Annotated in this window: 27 protein-coding genes and 1 pseudogene; 22 read left to right on the top strand and 6 right to left on the bottom strand. The window is 29.5% G+C overall.

What is annotated here, in order from left to right; translation table 11 throughout:
* The first annotated feature begins 27 nt into the window (after nt 1-27).
* From HRT41_13090 to HRT41_13080, 3 genes are all read left to right on the top strand, one after another.
* Nucleotides 28-756 (top strand): amino acid ABC transporter ATP-binding protein, encoded by a 729-nt coding sequence (locus tag HRT41_13090; protein NQY24957.1) that lies wholly within the window; start codon nt 28-30, stop codon nt 754-756.
* Between the two features lie 137 nt (nt 757-893).
* Nucleotides 894-2,276: an L-serine ammonia-lyase gene (locus tag HRT41_13085; protein NQY24956.1), complete on the top strand. Its 1,383-nt coding sequence runs from the start codon at nt 894-896 to the stop codon at nt 2,274-2,276.
* A gap of 99 nt (nt 2,277-2,375) precedes the next feature.
* Nucleotides 2,376-4,610, top strand: a complete 2,235-nt coding sequence (locus HRT41_13080; protein NQY24955.1) for a Cache 3/Cache 2 fusion domain-containing protein — start codon at nt 2,376-2,378, stop codon at nt 4,608-4,610.
* A gap of 32 nt (nt 4,611-4,642) precedes the next feature.
* Here HRT41_13080 and HRT41_13075 read toward each other — a convergent pair whose 3' ends face one another.
* Both HRT41_13075 and ald read right to left on the bottom strand, forming a co-directional pair.
* Nucleotides 4,643-5,266, bottom strand: coding sequence for a LysE family translocator (locus HRT41_13075; protein ID NQY24954.1), 624 nt, complete (start codon nt 5,264-5,266; stop codon nt 4,643-4,645).
* A 241-nt stretch (nt 5,267-5,507) separates the two neighbouring features.
* Nucleotides 5,508-6,617, bottom strand: coding sequence for an alanine dehydrogenase (ald, locus tag HRT41_13070; GenBank protein ID NQY24953.1), 1,110 nt, complete (start codon nt 6,615-6,617; stop codon nt 5,508-5,510).
* Nucleotides 6,618-6,881: 264 nt separating this feature from the next.
* Between ald and HRT41_13065 the strand changes: the two genes are divergently transcribed.
* The 6 genes from HRT41_13065 (at nt 6,882) to HRT41_13040 (ending at nt 12,615) form a co-directional block, all read left to right on the top strand.
* Nucleotides 6,882-7,460 (top strand): cupin domain-containing protein, encoded by a 579-nt coding sequence (locus HRT41_13065; GenBank protein ID NQY24952.1) that lies wholly within the window; start codon nt 6,882-6,884, stop codon nt 7,458-7,460.
* Between the two features lie 230 nt (nt 7,461-7,690).
* Nucleotides 7,691-8,482 (top strand): heat-shock protein, encoded by a 792-nt coding sequence (locus HRT41_13060; protein NQY24951.1) that lies wholly within the window; start codon nt 7,691-7,693, stop codon nt 8,480-8,482.
* A 9-nt stretch (nt 8,483-8,491) separates the two neighbouring features.
* Complete coding sequence (gene grpE, locus HRT41_13055; GenBank protein NQY24950.1) at nt 8,492-9,082, top strand: nucleotide exchange factor GrpE; 591 nt, start codon at nt 8,492-8,494, stop codon at nt 9,080-9,082.
* A gap of 127 nt (nt 9,083-9,209) precedes the next feature.
* The gene (gene dnaK, locus HRT41_13050) at nt 9,210-11,090 is read left to right on the top strand and encodes a molecular chaperone DnaK (GenBank protein ID NQY24949.1); all 1,881 of its coding nucleotides are present in this window, start codon (nt 9,210-9,212) and stop codon (nt 11,088-11,090) included.
* A 57-nt stretch (nt 11,091-11,147) separates the two neighbouring features.
* Nucleotides 11,148-11,432 (top strand): hypothetical protein, encoded by a 285-nt coding sequence (locus HRT41_13045; protein ID NQY24948.1) that lies wholly within the window; start codon nt 11,148-11,150, stop codon nt 11,430-11,432.
* Between the two features lie 94 nt (nt 11,433-11,526).
* Entirely contained in the window at nt 11,527-12,615 is a 1,089-nt protein-coding gene (locus tag HRT41_13040; protein ID NQY24947.1) for a murein transglycosylase A, read from the top strand.
* 50 nt (nt 12,616-12,665) lie between these two features.
* Here the strand turns inward: HRT41_13040 and HRT41_13035 are convergent, their stop codons facing one another.
* On the bottom strand, nt 12,666-12,908 hold the full coding sequence (locus tag HRT41_13035; GenBank protein ID NQY24946.1) for a hypothetical protein: 243 nt from the start codon (nt 12,906-12,908) through the stop codon (nt 12,666-12,668).
* Nucleotides 12,909-13,055: 147 nt separating this feature from the next.
* On the opposite strand from HRT41_13035, the gene HRT41_13030 reads away from it, so the two are divergent.
* The 3 genes from HRT41_13030 (at nt 13,056) to HRT41_13020 (ending at nt 14,649) form a co-directional block, all read left to right on the top strand.
* A complete protein-coding gene (locus tag HRT41_13030) occupies nt 13,056-13,859 on the top strand; it encodes a phosphatidylserine decarboxylase (GenBank protein ID NQY24945.1) in 804 nt (267 codons plus the stop codon).
* 105 nt (nt 13,860-13,964) lie between these two features.
* Complete coding sequence (locus tag HRT41_13025; protein NQY24944.1) at nt 13,965-14,186, top strand: hypothetical protein; 222 nt, start codon at nt 13,965-13,967, stop codon at nt 14,184-14,186.
* Nucleotides 14,187-14,238: 52 nt separating this feature from the next.
* Nucleotides 14,239-14,649: a rhodanese-like domain-containing protein gene (locus tag HRT41_13020; GenBank protein ID NQY24943.1), complete on the top strand. Its 411-nt coding sequence runs from the start codon at nt 14,239-14,241 to the stop codon at nt 14,647-14,649.
* Here the strand turns inward: HRT41_13020 and HRT41_13015 are convergent.
* Nucleotides 14,646-14,987, bottom strand: a complete 342-nt coding sequence (locus tag HRT41_13015; protein ID NQY24942.1) for a rhodanese-like domain-containing protein — start codon at nt 14,985-14,987, stop codon at nt 14,646-14,648. The genes HRT41_13020 and HRT41_13015 overlap by 4 nt on opposite strands.
* A 268-nt stretch (nt 14,988-15,255) precedes the next feature.
* Between HRT41_13015 and HRT41_13010 the strand changes: the two are divergent.
* The 10 genes and pseudogenes from HRT41_13010 to HRT41_12965 all read left to right on the top strand — a co-directional run bounded on the left by HRT41_13010 (nt 15,256) and on the right by HRT41_12965 (nt 23,958).
* Nucleotides 15,256-15,483: pseudogene (locus HRT41_13010) on the top strand (thioredoxin family protein).
* 76 nt (nt 15,484-15,559) lie between these two features.
* On the top strand, nt 15,560-17,305 hold the full coding sequence (gene dsbD / locus HRT41_13005; GenBank protein ID NQY24941.1) for a protein-disulfide reductase DsbD: 1,746 nt from the start codon (nt 15,560-15,562) through the stop codon (nt 17,303-17,305).
* A 76-nt stretch (nt 17,306-17,381) separates the two neighbouring features.
* Entirely contained in the window at nt 17,382-18,449 is a 1,068-nt protein-coding gene (locus tag HRT41_13000) for a TIGR00303 family protein (GenBank protein ID NQY24940.1), read from the top strand.
* Between the two features lies 1 nt (nt 18,450).
* Nucleotides 18,451-19,047, top strand: a complete 597-nt coding sequence (locus tag HRT41_12995) for a MarC family protein (protein ID NQY24939.1) — start codon at nt 18,451-18,453, stop codon at nt 19,045-19,047.
* Nucleotide 19,048: 1 nt separating this feature from the next.
* Entirely contained in the window at nt 19,049-19,540 is a 492-nt protein-coding gene (locus HRT41_12990) for a bifunctional adenosylcobinamide kinase/adenosylcobinamide-phosphate guanylyltransferase (GenBank protein ID NQY24938.1), read from the top strand.
* Nucleotides 19,537-20,277: an adenosylcobinamide-GDP ribazoletransferase gene (locus HRT41_12985; protein ID NQY24937.1), complete on the top strand. Its 741-nt coding sequence runs from the start codon at nt 19,537-19,539 to the stop codon at nt 20,275-20,277. Before HRT41_12990 ends, HRT41_12985 begins: the two co-directional genes overlap by 4 nt.
* Nucleotides 20,274-21,296: an aminotransferase class I/II-fold pyridoxal phosphate-dependent enzyme gene (locus HRT41_12980; protein NQY24936.1), complete on the top strand. Its 1,023-nt coding sequence runs from the start codon at nt 20,274-20,276 to the stop codon at nt 21,294-21,296. The genes HRT41_12985 and HRT41_12980 overlap by 4 nt, the downstream gene beginning before the upstream one ends.
* On the top strand, nt 21,289-22,683 hold the full coding sequence (locus HRT41_12975; protein ID NQY24935.1) for a cobyric acid synthase: 1,395 nt from the start codon (nt 21,289-21,291) through the stop codon (nt 22,681-22,683). The genes HRT41_12980 and HRT41_12975 overlap by 8 nt, the downstream gene beginning before the upstream one ends.
* On the top strand, nt 22,668-23,561 hold the full coding sequence (gene cobD, locus HRT41_12970) for a cobalamin biosynthesis protein CobD (GenBank protein NQY24934.1): 894 nt from the start codon (nt 22,668-22,670) through the stop codon (nt 23,559-23,561). The genes HRT41_12975 and cobD overlap by 16 nt, the downstream gene beginning before the upstream one ends.
* Complete coding sequence (locus tag HRT41_12965) at nt 23,539-23,958, top strand: hypothetical protein (GenBank protein NQY24933.1); 420 nt, start codon at nt 23,539-23,541, stop codon at nt 23,956-23,958. The genes cobD and HRT41_12965 overlap by 23 nt, the downstream gene beginning before the upstream one ends.
* Here HRT41_12965 and HRT41_12960 read toward each other — a convergent pair.
* Nucleotides 23,948-25,210 (bottom strand): HAMP domain-containing histidine kinase, encoded by a 1,263-nt coding sequence (locus tag HRT41_12960; protein ID NQY24932.1) that lies wholly within the window; start codon nt 25,208-25,210, stop codon nt 23,948-23,950. The two genes, HRT41_12965 and HRT41_12960, sit on opposite strands and share 11 nt — an antisense overlap.
* Entirely contained in the window at nt 25,207-25,884 is a 678-nt protein-coding gene (locus tag HRT41_12955) for a response regulator transcription factor (protein ID NQY24931.1), read from the bottom strand. The genes HRT41_12960 and HRT41_12955 overlap by 4 nt, the downstream gene beginning before the upstream one ends.

Genomic DNA, 25,884 nt, shown 5'->3' with positions numbered 1-25,884 from the left:
GGAAATGTAATGAGTGAAGTAGAATATATGATTAAGATGCAAGGTGTTAATAAGTGGTACGGTGATTTTCATGTATTAAAAGGCATTGATTTAAATATTAAAAAAGGCGAAAAACTTGTAATTTGTGGGCCTTCTGGTTCTGGTAAATCTACTACTATTCGATGTATGAATCATCTTGAACATTTTCAAGAAGGTACTATTCATATTAATGGTACAGATTTAATTGATGATGTGAAAATTGTAAGACATATTCGATCTCAAATTGGAATGGTATTTCAACATTTTAATCTTTTTCCCCATCTTTCTATTTTGGAGAACTTAATTCTAGCTCCAACGTGGGTATATAAAAAACCAAGAAAATTAGCAATTGAAATTGCTATGAAACATTTAGAAAGAGTTAAGATTGCGGATCAAGCACATAAATATCCTAATCAGTTATCTGGTGGGCAACAACAACGTGTTGCAATTGCTAGATGTTTATGTAAAAATCCTGAAATAATGTTATTTGATGAACCAACATCTGCTCTTGATCCTGAAATGGTATCAGAAGTATTAGATGTTATGGTTGGCCTTGCGGATGAAGGTATTACAATGGTTGTAGTAACACATGAAATGGGTTTTGCTAAAAAAGTAGCAGACCGAGTAATTTTTATGGATGAAGGGCAAATTGTTGAAGAAAATGAACCTCATGAATTTTTTGACAATCCTAAATCTCCACGCTTAAAACATTTCTTAGAACAAATTTTAGACCACTAATCTTATCTTAAAATGTGAAGCTAAAACTTCGCATTTTATGCCACTTTTATGCCCCTTTTGAATAGTACAATTTAGTATAGATATAAATATTTTGTTAAATTGATATTTATGAATAAAAATTATTTTTAAGGAAAAATATGAAAGCTAGTATCTTTGATATCTTTAAAATAGGGATTGGTCCCTCTAGTTCACATACCGTAGGTCCTATGGTTATTTCAAATCAATTTTCATCACTTTTAAAAACAAAAAAGTATTTAAACAAAATTAATAAACTTAGTATTGTTTTGTATGGTTCTTTGGCGGCAACTGGTTTAGGACATGCAAGTGATGTAGCAGTCCTTCTAGGTTTATGTGGAAAAACACCACAAAACGTCGATACAGATATGATGAATGAAGAAGTAATAAATATTAAAAAAAACAAGCGACTTCGTTTACTTGATGGCGTGAGTATAGACTTTGATTATGACAAAGACTTAATTATGAAAATGGAGTTTTTACCTTTTCATTCTAATGCAATTACTTTTTATGCTTACGAAGATGGAAAACTTTTAATAGAAAAAACCTATTATTCTATTGGTGGGGGTTTTGTTCTTTGCGAAGATGAGATAAATAAAAAAGAAGACGACAATTCTGTCAATATTCCTTATGAATTTAATTCTTCTAAAGAACTTATTTCTTTATGTAAAAAACATTCTTTAAGTATTTCTGAGCTGATTTTAGAAAATGAAAAAGCCTATCGTAGTGAAGAAGAAATTAACATAAAGTTAAAAGAAATATGGAATGTAATGGAAAAATGTGTAGAAGATGGTTGCAAACATGATGGTTTAATGCCCGGACGCTTAAAAGTACCAAGACGTGCAAAAAAACTCTATGAAAAACTTTCTAAAAAAGCTAATTTTTCTATGATTGATCCTTTGGAAGTAATGGATTGGATTGATTTATATGCGCTTGCAGTAAATGAAGAAAATGCCTGTGGTGGGAGAGTTGTTACTGCGCCTACTAATGGAGCTGCAGGTATTGTACCTGCTGTGATGCATTATATGAACAGATTTATTAATAAAAATTTAGATGAATACGATATGAAAGCTATTAATAAATTTTTATTAACAGCGGGTGCTATTGGTATGTTATATCAAAAAAATGCCTCTATCTCAGGAGCTGATGTAGGATGTCAAGGAGAAGTAGGAGTGGCCTGTTCAATGGCTGCAGGAGCGTTAGCAGAAGCAATGGGTGGAAATGTTGATAAGGTAGAAAATGCAGCAGAAATTGGAATGGAACATAACTTAGGTTTGACCTGTGATCCTATTGGGGGTTATGTTCAAATTCCTTGTATTGAAAGAAATGCAATGGCGTCAATGAAAGCGGTGAATGCGGCTAGAATGGCAATAAATGGAGATGGAAAACATCATGTTTCCTTAGACTCTGTTATAAAAACCATGTTTGAAACAGGTAAAGATATGATGCACAAATACAAAGAAACTTCTTTAGGTGGTTTAGCTGTTAATGCAGTTGAGTGTTAAACTTAAATCAAAGTTATATTTTTTGTGTTGTACCATTACTAAGGTACTTAAAAAGTTATTTATTCTAGAATATAGAATAAATAAATACAGGATTATCAAATGATTAACAGTATAAATAAAAAGTTTTCTATTTTAATAGGAATCACTATTTTGATTTTAATGACTATTTTCACAGCGATTATGATCAGTAATATTAACAAAAATTTAATTAAAGAGTTGGAGTCCAACTTAGCGATTCAAGTGAACAGTTATTACCAAACTGCACAAATATACAATGATACTTTGGAAAAGAATTCTTTGGTACTAATGAATGTTTTTGAGCGTACTTTTCGTAACTTACGTTTAAAAGGTGAGCGAACGGTTAAAATAGATGGCAGAGATACCTTAGCTTTATTTGATGGTTTTTCAAGATTAAATAAAAACTTTGAACCTGTGGATTTTTTTACGAAACAAACGGGTGCTGCTGCCGCTATTTATGTAAAAGATAAGGGTGAGTACTTAAGAATTTCATCTTCTTTAAAAGATGAAGAAGATAAACGAATAATGCTTGATATTATTACTCCAAGCAGTGAGATTGTTGAAAATATAGAAAAAGGTGAGCGTTTTGTTGGGCTTGAAAGCATAGCTGGAAAAAGTTATATGTCTGTATATTCTCCTATTGTTTCTAAGGGGGAAATAATTGGTGCTTTGTATATTGGATATGATTTTACAAAAGGTTTAGAAACCTTAAGTGAAAGACTTAAAAAAGTAGTGATTGGAAAAACAGGTTATATATATGTTGTAAATTCATCTGGAAAAGTTTTATTACACCCTTCTTTAGAGGGTAAAAATATCTTGAAATTAAAAGATGCTAATGGCAATACTTTTGTATCTAATATGATTAAACAAAAAGTGGGAACCATAAGATACAACTATGAAGAAAAAAATGAAGTAAGAAATAAAGTGGCTGCTTTTGTAAGTTATAAAAAATGGGATTGGATTATTATTGCAGGTTCTTATGAAGAAGAATTTTTAAAAATATCAAAAGATGTTCAAAAAGAATTTATTATTGCGAGTATTATCTTAACATTAATTATTCTGGGAGTAATCTTTATTTTAGTGAATAAAATTGTTTCTAATCCTTTAGAAAAATTCCAAAATGGTCTTTTAGACTTTTTCGCATATTTAAATAAATCTAAAAACAGCGTTGAAAAAATCGATGTTACTTCCAATGATGAAATAGGTAAGATGGCAGAACTTATTAATGATAATATTGAAGATATAAAAAGCCATATTAACGAAGACAATATTTTAATCGAAAATGTAAAACTTGTTGTTAATGATGTCAGTTCAGGTTATTTAACAAAAAGAATTGAAGAAAGCTGTTCAACAAACTCTTTAAATGAATTAAAAGAGCTTATTAATAATATGCTGGATAAATTAGAAGCTTTTGTTGGCAATGACATTAACACTCTTGCTTCTGTATTAGAATCTTATTCACAAAGAGATTTTACAAAAATATTAGATGCGAATAATTCGGGTTTAATTGGTAAAGAAATTATAAGTATGAATGAAATGATTAATCAAATGTTGCTTGACAATAAAAATGATGGAATTAACTTAGAACACAGTTCAAGAAATCTTTCCTCTAATGTTAATATCTTATCCCAAAATGCAACCAACCAAGCCGCTTCGCTGGAGGAAGTAGCTGCTTCAATAACTGAAATAACAGAAAATATTAATCAAACAAGTCAAAAAGCACAAAGTATGTTTACTTTATCTTCAAATACTAAAAAATCTTCAGAAGCAGGGAAAAAACTTGCCAATCAAACAGTTGATGCTATGGATGAAATCAATGAAAAAGTGCAAACTATTAATGAATCTATTGCCATAATAGATCAAATTGCATTTCAAACGAATATTCTTTCTTTAAATGCTGCTGTTGAGGCTGCTACTGCTGGTGAAGCAGGTAAAGGTTTTGCAGTAGTTGCGCAAGAAGTAAGAAACTTAGCAAGTAGATCAGCAGAAGCTGCAAAAGAGATAACAGAATTAGTTGTTTCTGCTTCAATCAAAGCCCAAGAAGGAAAAAAGATTACTTCAAATATGATTGATGGTTTTGAGAATTTAGAGAATGAAATCAATGAAACTAATCTAATTATTGATGATGTAGCAAATGCGGCACAAGAGCAAACAACTGTGATGCATCACATTAGTGATACTATTAATTCTTTAGATAAATTTACACAAGAAAATGCAAATGTTGCAGATGAAACCAATATTATTTCTTCTGAAATAAAAACCATTGCAATTGGAGTTGTCCAAAATGTAAATAAAAGTGAATTTAGAGGGAAATAAGTACGTTTTTCATATCTAGGCGCAAGTACTTTTTAAGTACTTGCTAACCAAATCCCAATTAATATCATCATTGAACCTGCAATCTTATTTAAAAGTTTTACATTAGAGGATTGTGATAATAATTTTCGTAAACCATTTCCTCCACTGGCATAAATAATCAAACATAAAAATTCTAAAGATAAAATGAAAAAGATTAAAACACTTAATTGTGGAGCTAAAGGAAGTGTTTTATCAATAAAAGGTGGTAGAAGGGCTACAAAAAATGCCCAGCCTTTTGGATTAGCAATAGCTGTAACAAATCCCTGTAGCGCTAAGTCTTTATTCGATATATTATAATTACCATCCAAACTTAAGGCCATTTTACCGCGGGAAAGCCACATTGAAATACCTAGGTAAATTAAATATGCGCCACCAGCGTATTTTAAAACCATAAAAATGCTGGGATATTTAAGCATAACTGTAGCTACTCCAATAACAGAGGCAGTTGCAACTAATCCAACTCCAACAAGCTCTCCGTACATCATAAACATTGTTTTTCTAATACCAATACTAAGTCCCATGCTTAATGATAAGGTCATGCACATACCAGGCGTAATCGAAACAAAAAAGAAAGTGGGAATAAAAATGGCTAAAATTGATAAATTGATAAAATCCATAAGATTCCTTTATGTATTAATGCAGGCATTATACATAAAAGTCTTATAAAATAATAGAATAAAATTGACGTGATTTTATCTTATAAAAAGTACTTCGAATAAAAGAATTTGGGTATTGTTTATATCTTAAGAAAAATATTCTTTTTAAAAAGCACAAGTGTAGAAGATTATAAAGAAACTCCACAAGAATACTTTTAAAATAAAATATAACTAAGCCAATATTTTAATATTGGCTTAGTTTTTAAGAAAAAGTAACTGGTTCGTAAGGTATACCAAGACTTTTAGCAACTGGTTCATTGGTTAATTTACCATCATAAGTATTAAGTCCATTTAATAAGTGAATATCATCTGCTAAAGCTTTTTCAAGACCTTTATTAGCAATATTTAAACCATGTCTTAAAGTAGTAGACGTTAATGCCAAGGTAGATGTTAAAGAAACAGCACCTGGCATATTAGCAACACAATAATGTAAAACATCATTTACTACAAAAGTAGGATCATCATGGTAGGTTGCATGTGAAGTTTCAAAACACCCACCTTGATCAATTGCAACATCTACTATAACAGAAGCTTTTTTCATTAATTTTAAATCATCTTTTGATATTAATTTAGGCGCAGCAGCTCCTGGAATTAAAACAGCACCAATAACTAAATCGGCTTCTTTGATTGATTTTAATATATTAGCTCTGTTAGAAAACAAGGTAGTTACTTTTGAAGAAAATAAATCATCGTAATAAGCAAGTCTAGAAGCTGAAATATCTAATACAGTTACATTCGCACCTAATCCTACTACCATTTTACAAGCATTAAGACCAACAATTCCTCCTCCAATAATAACAACATTACCACGTTGAACACCAGGAACTCCACCTAATAATACACCACGTCCTCCAAAAGGTTTTTCTAGGTACTTAGCACCTTCTTGAGCTGCTAATCTTCCTGCAATCTCACTCATTGGTGTTAAACAAGGTAATCCACCCTCAGGGCTAGTAATGGTTTCATATGCAATGGCTTTTACTTTTTTAGCTAATAATGCTAACGCTTGGGGTTTATCTGCTGCTATATGTAAATAAGTATAAAGAATTTGACCTTCATGAAAAAAATCATATTCTTCTGGTAAAGGTTCTTTAACTTTTATAATCATTTCAGAATCATCAAAAAGTTTTTGTTTGTCTTCAACAATAGATCCACCTGCTTCAATGTATAAAGCATCATCAAAGCCAGCACCTTCTCCAGCACCTTTTTCAACATAAACAATATTTCCTGTATTTACATAAGACTCAACATCATCTGGTGTTAAACCAACTCTATATTCATGAACTTTAATTTCTTTTACTAAACCTATTGTCATCTTTTTTCCTTTAATCTTTATACAAAATACTTATTTGTTTAATCTGATTAAACTTTAGCACATAGTTTAGTTAAATTATTTAATTAAACTAAAATAATAATCCATGTCCACTATGCTGATACAATTAGTAACAAAAATTGCAAAATAAGAAAGTAAAAGTTTAATTTTATTAAATTAATTTAGTAATAATCGGCTTTTAACTACCCTAAAGTAGATATATACTTAAACTATTCACTTATACAAGTTTCTTAAAAAGGGGTTTTAATGCCAAAAGAGATGGACGTTGGACAAAAAATAAAACTTTTAAGAAAACAAAAAAAAATGACAGCAAGACAATTAGCGAAAGAATCGCTTATTTCTGTTGCTATGTTATCCTTATTAGAAAATGGCTCTACTTCGGGTTCTGTTGAAACTCTAAGAAAAATTGCAAAAGTTTTAAATACTACCTTAGCCCATTTATTTACAAATGATGAAGAAACTCAGATGAATACAAATAATGAGTCTGCTTATGTAGTAAGAAAAAATAAAAGAAAAACAATTTCTTTTCCTGATCCTTTATACTCTTGTGAACTTTTGGTTCCAGATTTACAAGGAGATGTTGAATTGGTTCTTGTTAATTTAGAGCCTAATCGTATTACTGAAGTACTTATTCCTCATACTAAAGGTGGAGAAGAATGTAATTATGTATTAGAAGGTGAAATTGTAGTTACTTTGGATAAAAAAGAATTTATTTTAGAAAAAGGTGATTGTATTCGTTTCAACCCAGATATTCCTCATAAAATTGAGAATAAAGGGCAAATTCACGCTTCTTATATCTCTGTTATTACTCCCGTTTCTTTTTAAAAATACAAATTATAATGAGTTTGTCTTTTGATTGGCTCATTTTAATACTTCTTTGTATCAAACTATAACTTTCAAAAGTCCCATATTAACGTACCTAACTATAGAAAAAAAGAGAATTAGCACTTTTCTATCTGCTTTGCTAAAATATACTTGACAATTAAACACTCAATTGGTATAATATTTTTAGCAGTATATGAATATAAGTGCTAAAATAATAAAAGCAGGGTACAATGGTAGACAAAAAAGAATTTTTATTACAATCTATTATTAAAGCTTATATCGAGCACTTAGAACCAATTGGTTCAACCCAACTAAAATCTATGTACGATATTAGATATTCACCTGCCACAATTAGAGGGTATTTTAAAAAGTTAGGAGATGAAGGTTATTTAGCACAAGAACACGTAAGTTCTGGAAGAACACCCACATCTGAAGCATTAAAACAATATTGGACAAGTAAACTGGATTTTAAACTTGACTCAGTGTTTTCAAAATCAATAGAGCATCTTGCTACTAAAATTGGAGTGAGTGTTTTTGTTTTGGAAGATAAATCAGATGTGCTTGTGGATTTAATAAACATACAAAATAAGTATATGTTATTGGAATTCACTTCTTTTGAGATTACTGTTAAGTATTCTGATCCTTTATTCCGATTTCTTAAAGATATGATAAGCATTGACTTAAAATCAATAGTGAAAATATCTCAACAAGTTGGAGCGATGGACGTTTATAATGCTATTAATGTTTATTTGCAAAACAGTGATTTTAATATTTTTAACATAAAAGAATTTTTATCATTGGCATTACAATATGACTACGACGACATAATAATTAATAATTTTTTAAAAGGTAAAATCCTAGAAGGATTAGAAGAAGGTTTATATTTTTCTGGTTTAATACCAGAAGGATATATCGCAATTTGTCATAATTGTAAAATTGATGGACGAGAGAGTAAAATGTTTGTAGTTGGAGAACTATCCAAAGATTATGAATTTTTTTACAATACAATTACATTGAATTAGGAGAATATATTGAGTAAAAAAGATGAAAAAGTTACAGAAGAAGTAACTGTTGATTTAAATGAAACATCACCAGAAGAAGTACTTGTTGAGGGTGAAGTAGAAGTTGAAACTAAAGAAGCTAAAAAAGAAGATTCTTTAGAAGAGAAAGTAGCACTTTTAGAAGAAAAACTAAAAGAAAGTGAAGACAAATATTACCGTGTTCATGCAGACTTTGAAAACGTTAAAAAACGTTTAGAAAAAGAAAAATATCAAGCTATTGATTATGCCAGTGAAAAATTTGCAAAAGATTTATTAACATCAATTGATACACTTGAAATGGCTTTAGCTTCTTCACATGCTGATCTAAGTGCAGAAGAACTATTAGTGAAACTTAAAGAAGGAATTGATTTAACAATCAAAAACTTTAATACGGCTTTTGAAAAACATGATATTACACTTGTAGAAACGGATGGGGAATTTGATCCTAATTTTCATAATGCTGTAATGCAAATTGATAGTCCTGATCATGAAGATAATTTTATTGTAGAACAATTGCAAAAAGGTTATAAATTCAAAGAGCGACTTTTAAGAGCAGCTATGGTTAGTATTTGTAAAAAGTAAACTTTTTACAAATACAGGGACTAGGGATAGTGTTTAGAGCATAGTTTTCTAGATACTAAAAAGTGACCGACATGTCATTAAACTATTGAAATTAAATTAAAATTAATAATAAATATAAGGAAGAATTATGGGTAAAGTAATTGGAATAGATTTAGGTACAACAAACTCGTGTATAGCAGTTTATGAAGGGGGAGAAGCAAAAATTATCCCTAATAAAGAAGGGAAAAATACAACTCCTTCAATCGTAGCATTTACAGATAAAGGTGAAGTTTTAGTAGGAGATCCTGCAAAAAGACAAGCAATCACAAATCCAGAAAAAACGATATATTCTATTAAAAGAATTATGGGTTTAATGATGGACGAAGAACATGCTAAAGATGCACAATCTAAAGTTGGATATAAAATCGTTGATAGAAATGGTTCTGCTGCTGTAGAGATTGCTGATAAAGTATATACGCCTCAAGAAATTTCAGCAAAAATTTTAGGAAAATTAAAAACTGATGCAGAAGAATATTTAGGTGGAGAAGTAACAGATGCTGTTATTACTGTTCCTGCTTATTTTAATGATGCACAAAGAAAAGCAACTCAAGAAGCTGGTACTATTGCTGGTTTAAATGTTCTTAGAATCATTAACGAACCAACTGCTGCTTCTTTAGCTTATGGTTTAGATAAAAAAGGTGAAGAAAAAGTTCTTGTTTATGATTTAGGTGGAGGAACATTTGATGTTACAACATTAGAAATTGGTGACGGTACTTTTGAAGTATTATCTACTGATGGAAATGCTTTCTTAGGTGGAGATGATTTTGATAATGCAATTATTGATTGGCTTGCAAACGAATTTGAAGCTGAGAATGGTTTTGATGTTAGAAATGACAAAATGGCACTTCAAAGACTAAAAGATGCTGCTGAAAATGCTAAAAAAGAATTATCATCTGCTGAATCAACAGAAATTAACTTACCATTTATTTCTATGGGTAATGCTGGTCCTGTTCACTTGGTTAAATCTTTAACAAGAGCTAAGTTTGAATCTATGACTGAAGACTTAATTAAAGAAACGCTTGAGCACATCAAAACTGCACTTAAAGATGCAGATCTTGATAAGGATGAAATTGATGAAGTAATTATGGTTGGTGGTTCTACAAGATTACCAAAAGCAAATGAAATCGTTAGAGAATTTTTTGGAAAAGACTTAAATAAAGGTGTTAATCCTGATGAAGTAGTAGCTGCTGGTGCTGCTATTCAAGCGGGAGTTTTAAGAGGAGATGTTAAAGATGTTCTTTTATTAGATGTAACTCCTTTATCACTGGGAATTGAAACTCTAGGTGGAGTACTTTCAAAATTAATTGACAAAGGTACTACTATTCCTGTTAAAAAGTCTCAAACATTCTCAACTGCTGAAGACAATCAACCTGCTGTTTCTATTCATGTAGCACAAGGTGAAAGAGAATTTGCTAAAGATAATAAATCTTTAGGTATGTTTGAATTATCTGATATTCCAGCAGCTCCAAGAGGTGTTCCTCAAATTGAAGTAACATTTGATATTGATGCAAATGGTGTTTTAAATGTATCTGCTAAAGATAAAGGTACTGGAAAAGAAAATAAAATTACTATTTCTGGATCTTCAGGATTATCTGATGATGAAATTGAAAAAATGGTTCAAGAAGCAGAAGCAAATAAAGAAGCAGATGCTAAGAAAAAAGAAGTTATTGAAGTAAGAAACCAAGCAGATGCTATGTTACACCAAACTAAAAAAACGTTAGAAGAAAATGAAGAAGCTGTATCTGAAGAAGAAAAAACTGCAATTGTTGATGCAGCAGCTGCACTAGAAGAGACATTAAAAGATGAAAATGCTAGTAAAGAAGATATTGAAACTAAATTAAAAGATTTAACTGAAAAATCTCATAAATTAGCAGAAGCAATGTATAAAAAAGAAGGCGATGCAAATGCAAAACCAGATGCTAAAGCAAAAAAAGATGACGATGATGTTATCGATGCTGAAGTAGAATAAGTCCAATTTATTAAAAAGCAAAGCAGAAGTGCTTTGCTTTTTTTTTGAAAGAATTTAATGCAAACAATTATTTTATTAAGTATATTTTTTTTACTAACTGTTTTTTCAACACTTTTATATCTAAAAAACAAGAATTCAAGAGTGGATTTATTAAATGCGGGAGAATGTCCTTCTTGTCATGAAAAAACGAAAACTTTTTATGATGAAAAAACAAGAACCACCTTTAAAACAGAAGTTATTAAAGCAAAGATATTAAAAAATCATGGCTGTTCAGGAGTAGTTGAAATCGAATATATTTGTAATTGTTGTGAACTAAAAGAAGTCCACACAAGAGCAGGATAAAATTTACTTTTGAAAATTTTATAAGCCACTTTTTATATATACTAGTGCATAATCAATGACAAATTATTTGCCATAAAGGATGTGCTTGAAATCAATTAAAACCCTCGCCCTAATAATACTTCCTCTTTTTATTTTCACAGCTTGTAGCCCCAAACTATATACGTTTAAAGATATTTCAAAAGCCAAGATGCAAAAAATGGAATTTTCTGAATTGGAAGGTTTTGAAGAAGATAATCTGAGCTTAGCCCTAGATGTTTTTAACAAAGGCTGCAAACGCAGTAAAAGAAAAGAGCTTTTTAAAAATGTTTGTGAAAAAGCAAGTACTGCTAAGGATGCAAAAGCATTTTTTAAAAATAACTTCACTCCCTATAAACTGCTTAGCAAAGATAAAAAGGATGAAGGTACAATTACAGGTTATTACGAACCTTTATTACAAGGAAGCCTTAAAAAAACCAATATTTATAAATACCCTATTTACAAAGTACCTAAAGATATGTTTTTTGTAGATTTTTCCAGTGAATATCCTGAGCTTAAAAAATACAGGCTTCGAGGTAAAATAGTAAAAAACAAAATTGTACCTTATGATACACGAGAAGAAATTATAAAAAAAGATAAATTAGAAGTGATTTTATATGTGGATAATAAAGTGGATTTATTCTTTTTACACATTCAAGGCTCGGGAAAAGTAGAATTAAGAGACGGTTCTTATGTGAATATTTCTTATGCCAATCAAAATGGAAGAAAATATAAATCAGTTGGTAGATATATGATTAAAAAAGGTTATATTGGAAATGGCATTGATGCTTCAATGCAAGGCATGAAAAAATGGTTTGTAAATAATCCAGATTTAACCGATATCACCTTAAATCACAACCAGAGTTTTATCTTTTTTGCGAAAGCAAAAAGAGGAGCAACAGGAAGTTTAGGTGTTGAATTAGTAGCTGAGCGAAATTTGGCAGTGGACAGAAAATATATTCCTCTAGGAATGCCTGTTTTTATCCAAACAAAAAATCCTCTAAGCAAGTCTAAGGTAAATCAAGTAATGATAGCTGCTGATACTGGTGGAGCTATTAAAGGCGATATTAGAGCAGACTTTTTTTATGGTTTTGGTCCAATAGCGGAAGCACACGCTGGGCGAATGAAAGAAAAAGGTAAATTGATTTTATTAATACCAAATAAGTGATAAAGATATCACTTATTTTTTGGATACAAAGCGTAATTATTTTAAAATAACTAACAGCTTGTACCCCCACAACAGGATGAAGAAACACTTGATTTAGCAGCAAATGAAATTAAAAAGTTTTCTTTGTCTTCTGTAATATCAAAATTGTGTTTCCCACAGAATTTTTCATTCATGGTATTCTTCATTTCAAGAGCTTTCATTAACGCATCATCTTTTGAAACAATATTTGTTTCAATTTCAAAACCGCTTCTTTTAACACAACCGCATTGGTGTGTAATTGTAATATTATGCATTTTTTTCCTTAGTACGTATAATATTAAAAATAGCAAAATTTTGCTTAATTATCAAAAATATTTCTAATTAGAATCTTAACTACCCAGAGGTATTTTAAAATAAGTGACTTTTAGCTAAAATGTCAACAATATAGTTTAAGGATACGAATGCACATTACAAATATCATTTCTCAAGTTTTTGGGAAGTTCGCCAAAAGAGAATTTCCTTCTTTTATTCAAAGTATAATAAATAATGGATATGTTAAATTTTTAGGTTTAAATATGAGTGAATTTAGACAAGCAAAGTATTATAAATCATTAAACGATTTATTTACAAGAGAATTAGCAATAAACAGAGAAATCAATGTAAATGAAGATGTTTTTATTTCACCAGCAGATTCTTTTATTACACAAGCAGGAAGTTTAAAAGGGGATATAGCTTTACAAATTAAGGGTATGGCATATTCGTTGGAAGAACTTTTGACTTTTCATGCAAGTACAAACATAAGTAAAATGAGAGATGGTAAATATATGAACTTTTATTTATCCCCTAAAGATTATCACCGATATCATGCTTCAATGTCTTGTACAGTAAAAAAATTAATTCATGTTCCTGGAAAACTTTATCCTGTAAATATTCCTTATTTAAAAAAAGAAGTGGGTTTATTTGTTCAAAATGAAAGAGTTATTTTAGAGTGTTATACCAAAGAAAATAAACTTTTTTATATGGTATTTGTGGGGGCCTTAAATGTTGGGCAAATGGTATTTAATTTTGAGCCACAAGTAGAAACAAATAAAGACGTTAAAGAAATTCAAGTATATGAATATGAAGATTTACATATCCAAAAAGGTGAATGTTTGGGCTATTTTAAAATGGGTTCCACTGTTTTAATGTTTTGGGAAAAAGACTTAGTTGATATTGTTGATTTACTTGATCAAAATGTTTCTTTTTCACAAGCAATTACAAAATAATATTTAATCTCTAAATAAATAAAATTGTTTTTATCAAAATTTAATTTATTAGACTCAAAGCAATATTTCGTAAGAATGAATATAAATAACTTTTAAGGATATAAAATGTCTACTACTGAATTATCTACAATTTCTTTACATGGTACGAAAAAAGGTATTATTAAAATCTCTGATATTGTTGAACCTTATGGTGCGGGTTCAAATGATGTTGTTAGTATTGGTATTACTCTAAATGGTTCTGATGTTTCTTGGAAAGCACATATTCCTTATGAAAATATTGATGAATTAATTGAGCATTTACAAAAAGCAAAAGCTGCAAAAAAATAGCCTGTATGTTTATTTGTAATCTTGCAAGTTACACTTATATATAGGTTCTTGAATGAATATATATAAAATAGTGCTTATTTTTTTATTTTTTACTTCTTTTTTATTCTCAAAAGAAGAGTTAATAACAAGTGCTAAACTTGAATTTTTATTGGCTAAAAATATTGTTGTTATTGATATAAGAAGAGAAGATGAATGGCAGAAAACAGGAATAATTCCTAACTCCTATCGTCTGACTTTTTATAATAAAGACAATGAATACAATATGAAACGCTGGTTGTATATTTTTGCGCGTTTGGTTAAAAGCAGAACAAAATCTTTTGTTTTGGTTTCTTCAGATACTACAAGATCAAAAAAACTAGCTAAAATATTATTTGAAGAAAAGAAATACCATAATGTTTATTATTTATCTAAGGGAATTAACGCTTGGATTAAAGAAGACAAAAGAATAAGAGAATTTAACTAAACCGTTTTTTTGTTTAAACGTAACCATAAAGATATCCCACCTTCTAAATGAGAAGTGTTTTTATATTCTAGTTCATTCAATAAATAGTTCCCTAACATGTCAGTTCTTTGTGCATGAGCACATACTAAAACAAACTTCTGGTCTTGAGATTTAACATGTTTTTTAAACTCTTTTATCCAGGATAATAAATCATATTGTCCATAATCATCAAAAAATGTTAGTTTAATGGAGTTTTTAATAATTCCAGTTTCTGCAAACTCGGCTTCTCTTCTGATATCAATTATTATGTCATTTTTTATGTCTAAGTCATCTGGATGTACCAGTTTTAATCTATTCATTCTTATCCTAAGTTTTTCTAAGTTCCTAATTATAGCGAAGCTTGCTCTAAAATTTTGTTATAACTAGCTAAACATAAAATACACATAAGTAATGTATACTAATAATGAAGAATTTACGAAAGGATAGAAAATGAAGAAATTTTTTCTTGTTTTATTGTTGTTTGTTTCATCTTTGTTTGCATTTGAAGATTTGACAAATGAAAATTTTGATCAAAAAATAAGCAATAAAAATGTAATTATAGAATTTTACGCTTCTTGGTGATACGCTTGTAAGGTTTTAGGTAAAAACTTAACAAAATATGAAACAAGCAATCCCAATGATGGTGTTACCATTTATAAAGTCGACATTGAAGCACAAAGTGAATTAGCAAAACGTTTAAAAGCAAGTGTTATGCCTGCTTTAGCGTATATAGAAAATGGTTTAGTTTTAGCTTTAGAGCGAGGTGTTAAAACGCCAGATGAAATAAAAGCCAATGTGGAAGAATATTTCCATTAAAGAATTGTTTACTAATTTAGCTTAGTATACAATTATCAAGTAAGCCTTTAAGGCTTACTATACGAAGGATTTACTATTGAGAAAGATACTATTAATACTTTTTTTTATCGTTAATTTATTTGCTCTTGAGCAAGATTTTTTAAGCCCCACGGATGCAATAAAATTTAATTTTGAAAAAAAAGACAATAAACTTATTGTTGATTTAGTATTAGCAAAAGATATTTACTTATACGATGAAAAATTAAAAATCTCAATAATAAAACCTTCTGTTTTAGATATTACAAAAGAATTAAGTGTTCAAAAACCTGAAATGTATCATGAGTTTATTGTTCATTTTAATGGGCTTCGTATTGATATCCCTCATGAATTATTAATAAGCAAATTTGGAAAAACACTTTATACTATTGAAGCGCAATATCAAGGCTGTTCAACCAATGGTTTGTGTTATGCACCAATGACCAGTACCGTTGAGCTTGATTTAGGAGCAGGAACTTTAGAAAATAATAATCAAGTGCCTATGTTTTCAAATATTGACAAGGATGATTTAAGTGAAAGTGATTTAATTACCAACTCATTAAGAGATGGTAATATTTTTGTTGTTTTACTTACTTTTTTTGGTTTTGGACTTTTACTGTCTTTAACCCCTTGTATTTTTCCTATGATTCCTATTTTATCTTCTATAATTGTAAAAGCGGGTGCAAAAGAAAAACTTTCTTCCAAAAAAGGTTTTTTACTCTCTTTTGTATATGTTCTTTCTATGTCATTTGCTTATACAATAGCGGGGGTATTAGCTGGTTTATTTGGTTCTAATTTACAAGTTGCTTTACAAAATCCCTATGTTTTAAGTATATTTGCTTTTGTTTTTGTACTCTTGGCTTTTTCAATGTTTGGATATTTTAAATTAGAATTGCCTCAAAGTCTGCAAAATAAAATAAATAAAAGCAGTGAAGGAAAAGAAAAACAAGGTTTTGTTGGAATTGCAATTATGGGCTTTTTATCTGCATTAATTGTAGGGCCTTGCGTAGCAGCACCACTAGCAGGAGCTTTGATTTACATAGGGCAAACAGGCGATGCTATTTTAGGTGGGCTTGCTTTATTTGTTCTGTCTTTTGGAATGGGTATTCCTTTATTGTTAATTGGTTTAGGAGCAGGTAAATACATGCCAAAACCAGGCGAGTGGATGGACAGTATTTCCAAAATCTTTGGATTATTGATGTTAGGTATTGCTATTTATATGTTAGACAGAGTACTTGATCCTAGTCTTATTATGTATGCATGGGCTGTTTTAATGCTTGCTTCTGCTTTATATATTCAAGCTTATAAACATATTCTTGTTCGTCTAATCTCAGCGCTTCTTTTACTTTATGGGGCACTTGTTTTTGTAGGAGCTAGCAGTGGAGCTACAAATGTACTAAATCCTTTAGTTAAATTTACAAGTTCTGCTAGTATTATTGGAATAAACAATGAAATTAAATTTACCTATATAAAAAACATAAAAGAATTAGATGCTGCGATTAAAAATTCAAGCAAACCTATAATGCTTGATTTTTATGCCGATTGGTGTATTTCTTGTAAAGAACTGGAAAACTTTACTTTTCAAGATGAGAGAGTGAAAAAGATTTTAATAAATGATTTTTTATTATTAAAAGCAGATGTGACAAAAAACAATGCAGATGATAAAGCTTTGCAAAAACGCTTTAATATAGTAGGACCTCCTGGTTTAATTTTTTGGGACAGGAATAAAAAAGAAATAAAAAGTGCTAAAATCGTAGGGTATAAAAATGCCGATGATTTTTTAGAGACCTTAAATAAAGTAAAATAATCTATTCTCTTTAAGACTAAAAGACAAAATAATCTATTTTTGTTATACTTCCATAATTAGAAAATAAGGAAGTATCGTGACATATAAAACTCTTTTAGGCAAAAGCGATTTTTTAGAAAGTTTGAGAGGCAAAACGGCCTCGTTTTATTTAAGTGCAAGTTATACACAAAGCTCTGATATAGAAGGTATCTCGCAAGCGGGCTTAAAAGGTTTACTGCATTTAACCCCTGTATTGGATTTTGAATTTTTATGTGTGCAAGAAGTGCGTTCTTTAGAAAATATCGCAGTAACTCCTAGTGGTATTCCTACGCCTGCCATTATTACAAGAGCAGTACATACACTCAAAGCTTTTGCATCTTTAGAGTTTTTAGACTTAGGGGTAAAAAAACTTCCAAAACTAGAACATTTCCCTATTCATAATTTTGATATTTCATTTTCTCATGCGATTAATACAAAAACTACTATTAATGCTTTTGATATTTTCCAAAAAGGCTTAGAATTTGGAAAAACACATAAAAGTCCTGGGGAGTACACTATTTTAGCTGAAAGCGTTCCTGCAGGAACTACTACTGCTAATGCTTTGTGTTTGGCTTTAGGATATGAAGTTGAGAACAAATTTTCTTCATCTTTTAAAAATGCACCCAATAAAATTAAAGATACTCTTATAAAAGAAGCCTTAGTTTTATGTGAAAAGAAAGTGGATATTTTTGAGAAAGCGGCACAAAGTGCAGATAATATGTTGATTTTTAATGCAGGATTTGTTTTAGGACAGAGTTCAACAAATAAAAAACTAATTTTAGCTGGGGGCACTCAAATGGCCGCTGTTTTATTACTGGTTAATTCAATAGTAAAAGAAATGAATGTAGCATTTGATGCAAGTAATTTAGCAATTTGCACAACTAAGTGGTTAGAGAAAGATGAAAATTCTGATTTTATTGGAATTTTAAAACTCTTGGATTTCAATATTAATGCTTATGCTTCCACCTTTGATTTTCAAAACTCTTCTTCAAAGGTTTTAAAAAAATACGATGAAGGTGAAGCAAAAGAGGGTGTTGGTGCAGGAGCAGCTTTATGTTATGCTGCTATTAATAATATAAAAGAAGAAGAATTGTTAGAAAAAATACAACATTTTGTAGGAGAGTAAGATGGATTTATTTATATCGTCTTTTTTAAAAATATATTTTATGATGGCACCCTTTTTTGTATTAACCGTATTTATAACCGTAACAAAAGATGCAAGTACTGCTGAAAAGCGTTTATTGGCGATAAAAGTTACTTTATCTGTTATTGTAATGTCTTTGGTTTTTATGTTTTTTGGAAAGAATATTTTTGCTGTTTTTGGAGTTACTTTGGATGCTTTTAGAATAGGTGCAGGGGCTTTATTGTTTTTAACGGCGGTTGAGTTAATACATGGTTCAAAAGATGGTATAAAAGTTGAGAATACAAAAGTATCTGATTTGGCAGTAGTGCCTTTAGCAATACCAGTTACTATTGGACCAGGTACTATTGGTATTTTACTTGTTATGGGTGCTGAGTATGAAAATGCGACAGAATTATTTACAGGGGCAAGCGCATTAATTTGTGCCGTTGTATCTATTGGATTGATGTTATATATGTCAAATATTTTTGAAAAACTTGTAGGAAAACAAGGTTTACTTATTATTTCTAAAATTACAGGCTTATTTTTAGCTGCAATTTCTGCCCAATTTGTATTTTCTGGAATTAAAAGTTTTATGGCTTAAGATGAAAAGTTTTTATTACGGAGGCCAAAAATCAGGAAAGAGTAATTTAGCTTCTATAAAAGCACTTAGTTTAAGTAGAACTAAACCTTATTATCTTGCAACCTATGATAACTCTTACAATGATGAAGCTATGCATGAGCGTATTTATAAACACATCAAAGAAAGAGAAAATGATTTCCTTACACTGGAAGAGGCATATGATTTAAATGCCGTTATAAAAGAAGGCAATACGTATTTAATTGATTGTATGACGATGTGGATTTTTAATAATATGGACAAAAAAGAAGACTATTTAATAAAAGAGCTAAAAAAACTCTTTTTACTTCCTTGTAATATCGTATTTATTTTAAACGATGTAGGTTCTGGAGTAATTCCCCTTGATAAACAATCAAGGGATTTTGTTGATTTATCAGGAATAATAGGACAATTTTTGGCAAAAAACTGTGATGAAGTTATAGAAGTAAAATACGGCATTGAGAAAAAGATAAAATGAAAATAATTTTAGATGGCTTTTTTTTAGCCCTGTCTTTTTTTACTGTTTTACCTTCTAAAAAAGAAATAAATATTGTTTCTTCTACTTATAAATACATGCTTTTGTTTTTTCCCTTAATTGGGGCTATTTTGGCTTCTTTAACAATACTTATTTATCTTGCTTTGCAAGAATATTTCCATTCTTTGTATGCAGCTCTTGTTGCAGCTATTATATATCTGTTTTTATATGGATTTTTACATTTAGAAGCTATATGTGATGTAGTAGATGCTTGGTTTGCGAAATACTCGAATAAAGATGTTTATGAAATCATGAAAGAACCTCATATTGGCGCTATTGGTGGGATTTTTTGTTTTGTTTTTATTTTGTTAAAACTAGCTATCATTGCTTATATCTTATATGAAGAACATTTTGCCTTATTGTTTTTTGCTTTGATTTTTTCACGCTTGAATGTAATTTTTGCCTTGGGTAATTTTACTTTTCATAAAAATAGCTTTATGGCACTTAGTCTTAAAGAGCATGCAAGTTTTAAACTTCTTTTGTTTTCTTTATTGTATGTTTTGTTGATGTTTTTTATAGATAGCAGTTCTTTGTTTTTATTTGTTCTTTCCCTTATTGTCTTTTTTTTAGTCTTAAATGTTTTAAAAAAACGCTTTTCTTTTTTAAATGGCGATTGTATTGGTTTTACGCTTGAAGTAAATGAGCTAATTATATTAAACCTAGGATTTATTTTATTATGAAAATGTATGAACATGGGGGAGATGTAAAATCTTTTGCCCTTAAAAACAAATGCGAAATAAGTGAAGTAATTGATCTCTCTTCTAATATTAATTTTCTTAAACCAGAGATTAGTCTTGATTTTAATGCTTTAGATATAAGTGCATATCCCTCTTATGATGATTTATACAAAGCGTTGGCTAAAAAGTATGAAATAAGTGAAAATCAAATAGAAGTATATAATGGCGGAAGCAGCGCTATTTTTTCTTTATTTAGAGCCTTGGGTTTAAAACATTGTACGATTTATGCCCCTGCTTATTTAGAATATAAAAAAGCGGCTAAAAATTTTTCTTATACTTTGGACTATGTGAACAGACTTAATAATATCAAAGAAAACATAGAAGAAAATACCTTTGTAATATTTGTAAACCCTTCTACTCCTGATGGAAAGTATTATGATATTGATGTTTTAATGAAGTATTGGATTTCAAAAAATGCTACAATTTTAATTGATGAGAGTTTTTTAGATTTTACATCTGCCACATCGTGTAAAAGTTATTTAAATTCTTATGATAAATTATATATTTTAAAATCCATGACAAAATTTTATTCGTCTGCTTCTATTCGTATAGGAAGTATACTAAGTACAAAAGAGAATATAAAAACCCTAAAAGCAAAAGAACCTTTATGGAAAATATCTCATTTTGATAGTATGTATTTACAAGAAGCTCTAAAAGACACACACTTTCCAAAATTAAGCAGAAGTATCACCGCTAAAAACAAAGCTTATTTAGAACAAATATTAAATGAAAGCACGTATATAGAAGAAGTATTTATAAGTGCAGCAAATTTTGTATTAGTAAAATTAAAAGATATTAACGCTTCTGTATTACAAGAGCACTTATCTAAATACAAGATAATGATAAGAGATTGTTCTAATTTTGAATTCTTAGATAATAGTTTTGTTCGTATTGCTGTTAAATCAAGTGATAACTTACAGGTATTAAAACTGGCATTAGAAAGCATAAACAATGATTCATAATATCTCTATCTTTGGAACATCTAGTGATGCTGGTAAATCTACTCTTACTTTTGTAATAGCAAAACTCATACAAGATATGGGATATTCTGTTGTGCCTTTTAAAGCCCAGAATGTTTCTAATAATTCTAAGGTCTGTGATGATGGTTCTGAAATAGCTATTGCTCAGTATTTTCAAGCTGAGGTATTAGGTGTAAAAACCTCTTATCATTTAAATCCTGTTTTATTAAAATCGGGACGGGGCTCCAGTGCTTCTTTAATAGTTGAAGGCAAAGTAGTACAAAATAAAGATGTAAGAGAATATTATAGAGATATTGATGGTTTAAAACCCTCTGTGAGCTCTTGTTATGAATATTTAGACCAAGAGTATGATTGTGTAGTAGCAGAAGGTGCAGGCTCTCCTGTGGAGCTTAATTTAATGGATAAAGACTTATCCAATATTTTTATCGCTACAAAATACAATACCAAAATCATTTTAGTAGCAGATATAGAAAAAGGAGGAGTGTTTGCTTCTATATATGGGGTATATAATCTTCTTCCTTTAAAGTTAAGAAATAACATTATAGGTGTTATTGTTAATAAGTTTAGAGGGGATAGAACATTATTTGATGAAGGCATAAGAATAATAGAAGAAGATTTTAAAATACCAGTTTTAGGTGTACTTCCTTATCTGCCTTTTAATTTGGGTTTTGAAGATTCTGCTTCTTTACAAAACTTTGTTCAGCACAAAAATAAGAAAAAATTAGATGTAGCAGTGATATCTTATCCTCATATGAGTAATTACAATGATATAGAGCCTTTAATAGCGGATGAAGAGGTTTTTGTAGAATTTGTAAGCTCTAATATCTCTTTGGAAAAGTTTGATCTTATAATCCTTCCTGGTTCTAAGTTAGTGATGAAAGATTTACTTTGGTTAAAACAAGTAGGTTTATACGAACAAATACAAGACTATAAAAAAAATATTCTATGTATTTGTGGGGGTTATGAAATGATGTTTAAAAAACTGCATGACCCTTATTGTTTAGAGAACGAAACAAGTATAAGCATGGATGGTTTTAATGAAATTGATGATGAAGTTATTTTTGAAAAAGAAAAAATTCTAAAAAAAGGCGAATATACCTTGTTTGGAATAAAAATGAAGGGTTTTGAGATTCACCATGGAAGATCATCTTCTTATCCCTTGTATTATGAGAACAAATTATTACAAGGTACTTTTGTTCATGGTATTTTAGACAGTGATGAATTTAGAACACAATACTTACAAAAAATCAATAGGGCGTATAAGGGTTTTTCTTTTAGTGCTTATAAAACAAAAACAATTAATACTTTTGTTAATGAGATGAAAAATAATTTAGATGTGGAGTTTATAAAAAAGTGTATTACGAAGTAGTTATTATTGCTTATATTTTTGATATGTTATTTTCAGAGTATGAGCATGTCAAGTTTATAAAACATCCTATTGTAATGATAGGATCTTATATCTCATGGTTTGAAAAGAAATTTTACCAAGATTCAGTACTAAGAGGTACATTATTGTTATTCTCTTTAATGCTCACAGTATATGCAATATCAAAAAGCATAATGTTTTTGGACTCTTTTATTCTAGAAGCCTTTTTATGTTCTTTTGCAATATCGCATAAGATGTTATATGACAAAGTAAAAGAAATTACGCAAAAAGAAAATAAAACAGACTTAATCGCTATGTTGGTTTCACGAGATACTTCTTCTATGAATGAGAGCGATGTTAATAAAGCAGCTATTGAGACTTATGCTGAAAACTTAAGTGATGGAGTAATTGCTCCTCTTTTTTATATGTTCTTTTTTGGCCTTGCTGGGGCTTTTGTGTATAAAGCAGTAAATACCTTAGATTCAATGGTTGGCTATAAAAGTGAACGGTATTTAAATTATGGAAGAAGCTCCGCACGAATGGATGATTTGTTAAATTATATCCCTGCTAGACTTACGGCTTTCCTTATTTGTATTTTGTTTAAATCCTACAAAGCTTTTAACAGCTTTTCTTTTTATGGGGCTCAACATGAGAGTGTTAATGCAGGACATCCAATAGCAGCAATGGCTTTAAGTATAAATGTAAGTTTAGGTGGACCTACCTCTTATTTTGGAAAAATAAAAGAAAAAGCTTATTTCGGGGATGGCAAAAAAGATATCACTACGCAAGATGTGTTAAAAGCGCTTTCAATTAAATACAAACTGGATTTTTGTATAATACTATTTCTAGGAGTAATTTATGTCTTACAAAAAGTGGTTTGATGCCCACGGAAAAAAACATGCAAAAATAATGGAGCGTTTGACTCATTTAAGCCCTGATGAGGTTATTAAATATTTTGTCTTTGAGAATATGGTTAAAAATGAAGTGGATTTTTGTCCTTTATACAAAGACAATAAAAAGTGTCATGATTTAGAAGATTTGAATTGTTATTTTTGCGCCTGTCCCAACTTTAGGTTTAATGATGAAGGTTTTAGATTACAAGATGATAAAACATTATTTTCATACTGTAATATTGATTCAAAAGACGGAGCACAGTTTTTTGGAGATACCTATATTCATCAAAACTGTGCAGGGTGTGGAGTACCACATAAAGAAAAATACATAAAAAGTAAATTCAAAAGAAATTGGTTTGAAGTGATGAAAAAAGTTACACCTTAAGTAAAAGCGTTTTCTTTTTTCTTTTTTTTATGGATTTTTTTAAAACAATACAAAAAATATTGTTTCCTTTTTCATACTTATAAACAAAGCTAAAACCATGTAAATCACAAATGGTTTTTACAATATACAAACCCAAACCAAAACCGTCACTTCTTTTTTCTTCTTGAGAAAAAGCTTCGGTGTAATAATCAAGCTCATGTTTTAGTTTACTTCCTTTTGAACAAACTTCAATAATGTCTTTATTTGCAAGTAAAACAGCCCTTTTTTCACTGGAAAATTTAATGGCATTGTCTAAAAGATTTTTTAATGCGATGGAGAGTAAATTAATATCTACATCAAATTTAAAATCTTTTATTTTAGAATCAATACTATTGTTTTCAAGCATTAAAATTTTTAAAGAAGTATCGTATATTTTTAAAAAACATGTATTTTGAATATCTAGCGTTTGTACTTTGGAAGTGAGTTTTTCAACCGTTGCCAATTCTTTAATAATCTCATTCATTCGTAAAAATGCACGGTTTAAAATTTGTTTGCTTTTTGATTCTTCTAAAACTTCAATAGCAAACATAGCTTTTGTTATGGGGGTTTTTAATTCATGCATCATATTTCTCATAAATAAGTTTTTTGAGCTTAAAAGTTTTGAGATATAGATTCTTGAATTGTTAAAGTTATTCGCAATTTCTCCAATTTCATCACCATTTTTAGAAGAGGTATCAATGCTAAGATTCCCTTTTGAAAACTCATTAATTTGATCATTGAGTTTTTTTAAAGGCATGAGTTTTTTCTTTAAAATAAAAAATAAAAAGAAGATAATAAAAACAGCTGCTAAAAAAGCAATAAAAACCTTGAGATAATTATAGGTTTTTGCTTTTAAGTCTTGCAGCATAATATTATAACCGTATTGTTGTACATAAATAAATATTTTTTCTTCATACTCTAAGACTCTATATATTCCTAAATAGGTTCTATGCAGTTCTAATTCTTCGGCATTGTTAATAATGTGAAGTTTTATTTCTCTGTTGATTACGGGTTTGGTATTAAACTTTGAATATAAAGAGTTAAGTTGTTCATAAGTAGGGAATTTTTGGAAAATAGATAAAAAGTTATTGGCAATTATTTCATGCCGTTTTTGTCTATCAATTTCAAAGGATTCTTTGTCTAATGAAACAAAAAGCAAAGATCCTGCACTAATAGCTATAAAAGCAATAAAGAAAATAAAGTTAATAAATGTAGATATAGATATATTTCTCATATTATTAACTGATAACCAATTCCTCTAACTGATTTTATAAAGGTTTCAGATTCATCAACTGCTGCGATTTTATTTCGTATTCGTGAAATCATCACATCAATGTTTTTTAATGAACTTTCATCTTCAATATGAATAGAATCATAAATGAAATCTTCTCTTGATACTACGCCATTGTTTCTTTGAATTAAAAGTCTTAAAATATCAAATTCAGCCAAAGTAAGATTTAGAAGTTTTTCTTTAAAATATATTTGTAAATCATCAATACGTAAATCAAAAATCTTTTTTTCTTTTTTCTCTTGATTTGAATGACCTTGGCTACGTTTTAAAATTGACTTGATTCTTGCACTTAACTCTCTTGGATTATACGGTTTTGGTAAATAATCATCCGCGCCTCGCTCTAATCCCATTACTTTGTCTAAAATATCATCTCTTGCAGAAGAGATAATAATAGGGATATTCGAAATTTCTCTAATTTTTGGAATAAGTTCAAGGCCATCAATTTCAGGCAAGGTCAAATCCAAAATTAAAAGCTCATAATCTTTATGAACTTTAAGGGTCGATAAACCCTGATAAGGAGAATCTATATTGGTGACTTCCATATCAAAAGAAGCCAAATAATCTGTAATAATTTGCGCAAGTTCTAAATCATCTTCTATCATTAATATTTTAGTAAT

The organism is Campylobacteraceae bacterium, from assembly GCA_013215945.1.
Lineage (GTDB): Bacteria > Campylobacterota > Campylobacteria > Campylobacterales > Arcobacteraceae > NORP36.
Note: the sequence above shows the minus strand (reverse complement) of the source record. Positions and strands in the feature narration are given on the sequence as shown.

What these genes read in the sequence shown, in the direction of transcription:
- HRT41_13045 (NQY24948.1), top strand. Translation starts at nt 11,148, where the DNA reads ATGCAAACAATTATTTTATTAAGTATATTTTTTTTACTAACTGTTTTT.
- HRT41_12980 (NQY24936.1), top strand. Translation starts at nt 20,274, where the DNA reads ATGAAAATGTATGAACATGGGGGAGATGTAAAATCTTTTGCCCTTAAA.
- HRT41_13030 (NQY24945.1), top strand. Translation starts at nt 13,056, where the DNA reads ATGCACATTACAAATATCATTTCTCAAGTTTTTGGGAAGTTCGCCAAA.
- HRT41_12960 (NQY24932.1), bottom strand. Translation starts at nt 25,210, where the DNA reads ATGAGAAATATATCTATATCTACATTTATTAACTTTATTTTCTTTATT.
- HRT41_12995 (NQY24939.1), top strand. Translation starts at nt 18,451, where the DNA reads ATGGATTTATTTATATCGTCTTTTTTAAAAATATATTTTATGATGGCA.
- HRT41_13035 (NQY24946.1), bottom strand. Translation starts at nt 12,908, where the DNA reads ATGCATAATATTACAATTACACACCAATGCGGTTGTGTTAAAAGAAGC.
- HRT41_13025 (NQY24944.1), top strand. Translation starts at nt 13,965, where the DNA reads ATGTCTACTACTGAATTATCTACAATTTCTTTACATGGTACGAAAAAA.
- HRT41_13090 (NQY24957.1), top strand. Translation starts at nt 28, where the DNA reads ATGATTAAGATGCAAGGTGTTAATAAGTGGTACGGTGATTTTCATGTA.
- dnaK (NQY24949.1), top strand. Translation starts at nt 9,210, where the DNA reads ATGGGTAAAGTAATTGGAATAGATTTAGGTACAACAAACTCGTGTATA.
- HRT41_12965 (NQY24933.1), top strand. Translation starts at nt 23,539, where the DNA reads ATGTCTTACAAAAAGTGGTTTGATGCCCACGGAAAAAAACATGCAAAA.
- ald (NQY24953.1), bottom strand. Translation starts at nt 6,617, where the DNA reads ATGACAATAGGTTTAGTAAAAGAAATTAAAGTTCATGAATATAGAGTT.
- HRT41_12990 (NQY24938.1), top strand. Translation starts at nt 19,049, where the DNA reads ATGAAAAGTTTTTATTACGGAGGCCAAAAATCAGGAAAGAGTAATTTA.
- HRT41_13075 (NQY24954.1), bottom strand. Translation starts at nt 5,266, where the DNA reads ATGGATTTTATCAATTTATCAATTTTAGCCATTTTTATTCCCACTTTC.
- HRT41_13060 (NQY24951.1), top strand. Translation starts at nt 7,691, where the DNA reads ATGGTAGACAAAAAAGAATTTTTATTACAATCTATTATTAAAGCTTAT.
- HRT41_13085 (NQY24956.1), top strand. Translation starts at nt 894, where the DNA reads ATGAAAGCTAGTATCTTTGATATCTTTAAAATAGGGATTGGTCCCTCT.
- HRT41_12985 (NQY24937.1), top strand. Translation starts at nt 19,537, where the DNA reads ATGAAAATAATTTTAGATGGCTTTTTTTTAGCCCTGTCTTTTTTTACT.
- HRT41_13020 (NQY24943.1), top strand. Translation starts at nt 14,239, where the DNA reads ATGAATATATATAAAATAGTGCTTATTTTTTTATTTTTTACTTCTTTT.
- HRT41_13080 (NQY24955.1), top strand. Translation starts at nt 2,376, where the DNA reads ATGATTAACAGTATAAATAAAAAGTTTTCTATTTTAATAGGAATCACT.
- HRT41_13065 (NQY24952.1), top strand. Translation starts at nt 6,882, where the DNA reads ATGCCAAAAGAGATGGACGTTGGACAAAAAATAAAACTTTTAAGAAAA.
- HRT41_13015 (NQY24942.1), bottom strand. Translation starts at nt 14,987, where the DNA reads ATGAATAGATTAAAACTGGTACATCCAGATGACTTAGACATAAAAAAT.